The organism is Actinomadura rubrisoli, assembly GCF_004349215.1.
In the GTDB taxonomy this organism is placed as follows: domain Bacteria; phylum Actinomycetota; class Actinomycetes; order Streptosporangiales; family Streptosporangiaceae; genus Spirillospora; species Spirillospora rubrisoli.
This window is the reverse complement of record NZ_SMKU01000535.1, coordinates 1-4,169: the sequence shown is the minus strand read 5'-3', so window position 1 is coordinate 4,169 and position 4,169 is coordinate 1. Positions and strand designations below refer to the sequence as shown.

At 71.6% G+C, this 4,169-nt stretch carries 5 protein-coding genes; 4 read left to right on the top strand and 1 reads right to left on the bottom strand.

Annotation, left to right across the window (positions count from 1 at the left end; translation table 11 throughout):
* The coding region (locus E1298_RS44795; protein ID WP_131903461.1) for a response regulator transcription factor at positions 1-226 on the top strand (226 nt) is incomplete at its 5' end.
* Here E1298_RS44795 and E1298_RS44790 read toward each other — a convergent pair.
* Complete coding sequence (locus tag E1298_RS44790; protein ID WP_207945232.1) at positions 227-1,129, bottom strand: TIGR03620 family F420-dependent LLM class oxidoreductase; 903 nt, start codon at positions 1,127-1,129, stop codon at positions 227-229.
* Positions 1,130-1,226: 97 nt separating this feature from the next.
* Here E1298_RS44790 and E1298_RS44785 point away from each other — a divergent pair, with 97 nt between their 5' ends.
* The 3 genes from E1298_RS44785 (at position 1,227) to E1298_RS44775 (ending at position 3,947) form a co-directional block, all read left to right on the top strand.
* Positions 1,227-2,060 (top strand): TetR/AcrR family transcriptional regulator, encoded by an 834-nt coding sequence (locus tag E1298_RS44785; protein ID WP_131903460.1) that lies wholly within the window; start codon positions 1,227-1,229, stop codon positions 2,058-2,060.
* Between the two features lie 430 nt (positions 2,061-2,490).
* The gene (locus tag E1298_RS44780; protein ID WP_131903459.1) at positions 2,491-3,051 is read left to right on the top strand and encodes a DUF1062 domain-containing protein; all 561 of its coding nucleotides are present in this window, start codon (positions 2,491-2,493) and stop codon (positions 3,049-3,051) included.
* Between the two features lie 644 nt (positions 3,052-3,695).
* The gene (locus tag E1298_RS44775; RefSeq protein ID WP_131903458.1) at positions 3,696-3,947 is read left to right on the top strand and encodes a hypothetical protein; all 252 of its coding nucleotides are present in this window, start codon (positions 3,696-3,698) and stop codon (positions 3,945-3,947) included.
* Positions 3,948-4,169: the final 222 nt, after the last annotated feature.

Here is a 4,169-nt window from a genome sequence, read left to right as displayed (position 1 = left end):
CGTCCAGCCCCCGCCCCCCGGCCTGGACGGCGTCACCGACCGCGAGCGCGAGGTGCTCCTCCTCATCGCCCGCGGCCTGTCCAACACCGAGCTGGCCGCGCACCTGCACCTCAGCCCCGCCACGGTGAAGACCCACATCGGCCACCTCCTGGCCAAGCTCCGCGCCCGCGACCGGGCCCAGCTCGTCATAGCCGCCTACGAAACGGGCCTGGTCCGCCCCCGCTGATCAGAGGAGGACGGGGGCGAGCCGTTCGAACTGGTCGGCCGCCGAGGCCAGGTCCGGGGTGAACACCGTGAGGCCGACGTGGTCGGCACCCGCGTCGAGGTGCTCGCCGACCCGCTCGGCGACGGCCGCCTCGTCGCCCCAGATGAAGCAGGCGTCGACGACCTCGTCCGAACCCCCGTCCGCCAAGGCCGCGTCGTCGTAGCCCAGGTTCCGGAGCGAACGGACGTAAGGGGAACCCGGAAGGGTGAGCATCGGGGTCTGCCGGGCGAAGCCGCGAGCCGCCGCCGGATCGGTCTCAAGGATCACGGCCTGCATGACCAGGAGCAGCTTGTCGGGGCCGAGCAGCTCCCGGACGCGGCGCGTGTGCTCCACCGGCATCGCCGCGGGCAGCGCGCCGTCGGCGCGGTCGCGGGCCAGCCCGTGCATCTTCGGCCCCAGCGCGGCGAGCAGCCGCGGGAACGGCACGGACGGCACCGGAGCCGCCTCGACCGCGGCGTCCATCCCGTCGAGGTACTCGCGCATCTTCGCGAGCGGGCTCGTCCACCGCTGGCCGCTCGCCTCCACGATGTGGCCCATGCTGACGCCGACTCCGAGCGCCAGCCGGCCCGGATAGGCGTCGGCCAGCACCGAGGCGGCGCCCTGCATCGCGGCCGGGTGCCGCGCCCACAGGTTCGCGACCGCGGAGCCGAGCACGATCCTGTCCGTCCCGGCGAGCATCACGCCGAGCTGCGTGAACACCTCGCGGCCGCCGACGGCCTCGTTCACCCAGATGGCCCCGTACCCCGCCCGCTCCATGCGGACCGCCGCCCGCCGCCACTCGTCGGCGGGCGCGAGGGGCGTCATGAGCCCGACTCCGATCCGTCCCAGCCTCTGCCTCGCCTCGCCGACCGCGGTCATCGTCATCGTCTCTCCTCCGGTGCATACAATCGGAACAAGCAGCCCGCTTACGACGGTACCGGAACGGTGAGCCCGGTTGTCAACACCAGGAGGGGAGGCCGGCATGTCCACGGACCCGCTCGTCCCGGACACCCTGCCGGATGCACCGCGCCGCGCCGACGGTGCGCCGGGCCGTGCGGACGGTGCGCCGCGCCGTGCGGACGCGCGCCGGAACCGGGAACGGATCTTGCAGGCCGCCCTGGAGGCGTTCGCAGCGGACGGCATGCTCGTCCCCCTGGACGACATCGCCCGCCGCGCGGGTGTCGGCGCCGGGACGGTCTACCGCAACTTCCCCACCAAGGAGGCCCTGTTCAAGGCCGTCGTGGCCGACCGCATCCATCGGATCGTGGACGAGGCGAAGGCCCTGATCGACGCCGAAGACCCGGCCGAGGCGTTCTACGGCTTCCTCTTGTGGGTGGTGGAACGGGCCATGTTCAACCACGCCCTGTGCGAGTCCATCACGCTGGACAAGAGCATGGGCGCGTTCCACCACGCGGGCGTGGACGACGAGTTCAACGAAGCCCTCGGCGGGCTCCTCCGGCGGGCCCAGGATGCGGGCGCGGTCCGGGCCGACGTCGACGTCCTGGACATCCGCGCCTTGCTGACCGGCTGCATGGTCATGGAACGGGGCCGTCGGGTCACCGGCCCGCCCGGCCGCATGACCGTCCTGGCCTGTGACGCGCTCCGTCCGTCCCCTGTCACGGAACTCCCGCCGCTGCGTAACGAAACCCACACAGTGTCACGTAACGAAACTCCGGCCGGCGAGGCGCGCTGCGAAGTCTGCGGAACCGCACTGACGACCGCCCGCACGGGCCGCCCCGCCCGCTTCTGCGGCGCGAACTGCCGCCAGAAGGCCCACCGCCGCCGCGCCACCGAGGCACCGCCGTCCTGCGGTTAGCCGCGTCGAAGCCGACGCGGCGGGAATCCACTTGATCCCTCGAATGCGTCCCCGGATCGCTGGTTGGCGGCTGCGCACAGGCGCGAGCCCCGGCCCTGGACGGCGCGTCGGCGGCCTTGCCGTCCAGGAGGCTCTGCCGGAGGCATCGTCGGACGGCTCCGGCGTTTGGCCGTGCCCGAGAACAGGCACCGTTCGCCGCCGGAAACCCGTTTGGGCCCGTCTGCGGCGTTCGGGTAGGTTGCCTGCGGCCCCGTTGCAGTGAGGACAGAGGACGAACCGCGTGACCCCGCCTGCTCTTTAGACCTGACACCTTCTTCCGCTCACCTTCAAGCCGACCCTCCCGTCGGCTCTGCCGGGCTGCCCGTGCGCGCCCGGTCGTACGGCGTTTGAGGCCGCGCGCAATCGGCCTCGTGTCAGGTCTAGAGAGATCATGTCTTCACCACCTCATACCGTGCTGCCCTGGGTCGTCCGCCGAACCAGGCTGCCTCTGCTGTCGCTGCGGTGCGTGGACTGCCGATCGGAGTCGGCCACCACCGGCGAGGGCAGGTTCCGCGTCAACGCCAACGGCAAGCTGCTGGACGTGTGGCTGCTGGTCCGCTGCGTGTCCTGCGATCGAACGCGCAAGCTCACCGTCCACGAGCGAGCGCCGGTCAGATCCTTCGATCCGGCCGAACTCGACGGCTACCACACCGGCGACCCGGAGCTGGTGGCGTCCGCGCTGCTGGATCCACTACTCGCCCGGCGCAACCGCTTCACGCTGGACTGGAAGGGAGCCTGGCAGATGCACACCCCATCGGCGTGGCTCGACGGCCCGTGGCCGGTCCAGATCGAGGTCGTCTTCGAGGATCCGGTGCCGGTGCGCCCGGAGCGGCTCATCGCGCAGGGGCTCGGCCTCAGCAGGAACGAGGTGCTGCGCCGCATCAAGAGCGACACTCCGCTGCGCCGTCCGACGAGCGCCGGGTTCACCTTTACCGTGATGGCCGGGAGGTAGCCGCGCCGCACGATCCTCTCCAGCATCCGTGCGAAATACGCCTCGTCCAGCGGCGGCATGAAGCCGAATGCTTCTTGGCCCGAACGGCGGCCGGAACTCCGCCATGTCATCGAGCGGCCGCGACAGGGCTGGGCCACAGGGTCAGCCAGCGCGGACCCGGGCTCGAACCAGGCAGGTTGGCGCGCTCCCGCCAGAAGAGCCCTGGCTCCGTGGGGACGGAGCCAGGGCTCACGGGAGCCAGGCGCGGTGAAGCTCGGCTGCGGAGTGGGGACCTGCTCACACGGAACCGACGACAAGGCTGGCGCGTGGCGGCGCCGTGCTGGGCCGGCCGCGCTGCGAGGGCTGTCCCGACCTCGACGACCCGATGCCGCTGTTGACGCAACTGATCACCGAGCCCGCCCCGGCCCTCACCGCCCCGCAAGTGCTGGCCGCCGTCGAGCGGGCGACCACCCGCCCGGCCGGGCGGCGGCGCCTGATCTGGGCCGTCCGCGAGCACCCGACCTGTTCACCGGGCCCGGGAACACGGCGCCGGCACCGGCCGTGCTCCGCCTCATCAACGACTTGGCCGGAGCCGAGAGCGGCAAGGCCGGCCGGCCGGCCTGTGCGCGCTGCCAGCAGGGTGAAGGCCCTGTCCCGACACGGCCATGAGCCGGCTGAACCGGCCCAAAGCCCCCGCGACGCTCACCGAGATCGGCCAGGACTCCCGCCGGCTCGCGCACCAGATCCTCGACGGCCTGCCACCCAGCAAGACCCTGGACCACCTACGCAGCGGTCCTGATGGCCACCGGCACCCTGCCCGAGCGGGGCTCGTCAAGCTGGAACGCTGGGCAGCCTCCCTCCTCACCACCCGCACCGCCCCCGCCATCTGGCACCCACCGGCAACCGAGAAGGCATGAACACTTCCGAGCGAAAGCACTCAGACACTTCCAATAGCCGAGGTCGCCGCTACACCGGCCCCAGCCCGACTGTCAATCCCCTGAAAGCGTGGAGACGGTGTTATGCCACTTCGGCCCTGGGCTGGGCCGTTGGTGTTCTTCGTGCTTCTGCCATCTGATGCTCGAACGTGATCGGGGCGAGCCCGTCGTTGGCGCTGTGCCTCCTGCTGGTGTTGTGGAAGT

Bases quoted from the DNA above. Each gene is read 5' to 3' on its own strand.
- E1298_RS44790 (WP_207945232.1), bottom strand. From the start codon at position 1,129: ATGACGATGACCGCGGTCGGCGAGGCGAGGCAGAGGCTGGGACGGATC.
- E1298_RS44785 (WP_131903460.1), top strand. From the start codon at position 1,227: ATGTCCACGGACCCGCTCGTCCCGGACACCCTGCCGGATGCACCGCGC.
- E1298_RS44780 (WP_131903459.1), top strand. From the start codon at position 2,491: ATGTCTTCACCACCTCATACCGTGCTGCCCTGGGTCGTCCGCCGAACC.
- E1298_RS44775 (WP_131903458.1), top strand. From the start codon at position 3,696: ATGAGCCGGCTGAACCGGCCCAAAGCCCCCGCGACGCTCACCGAGATC.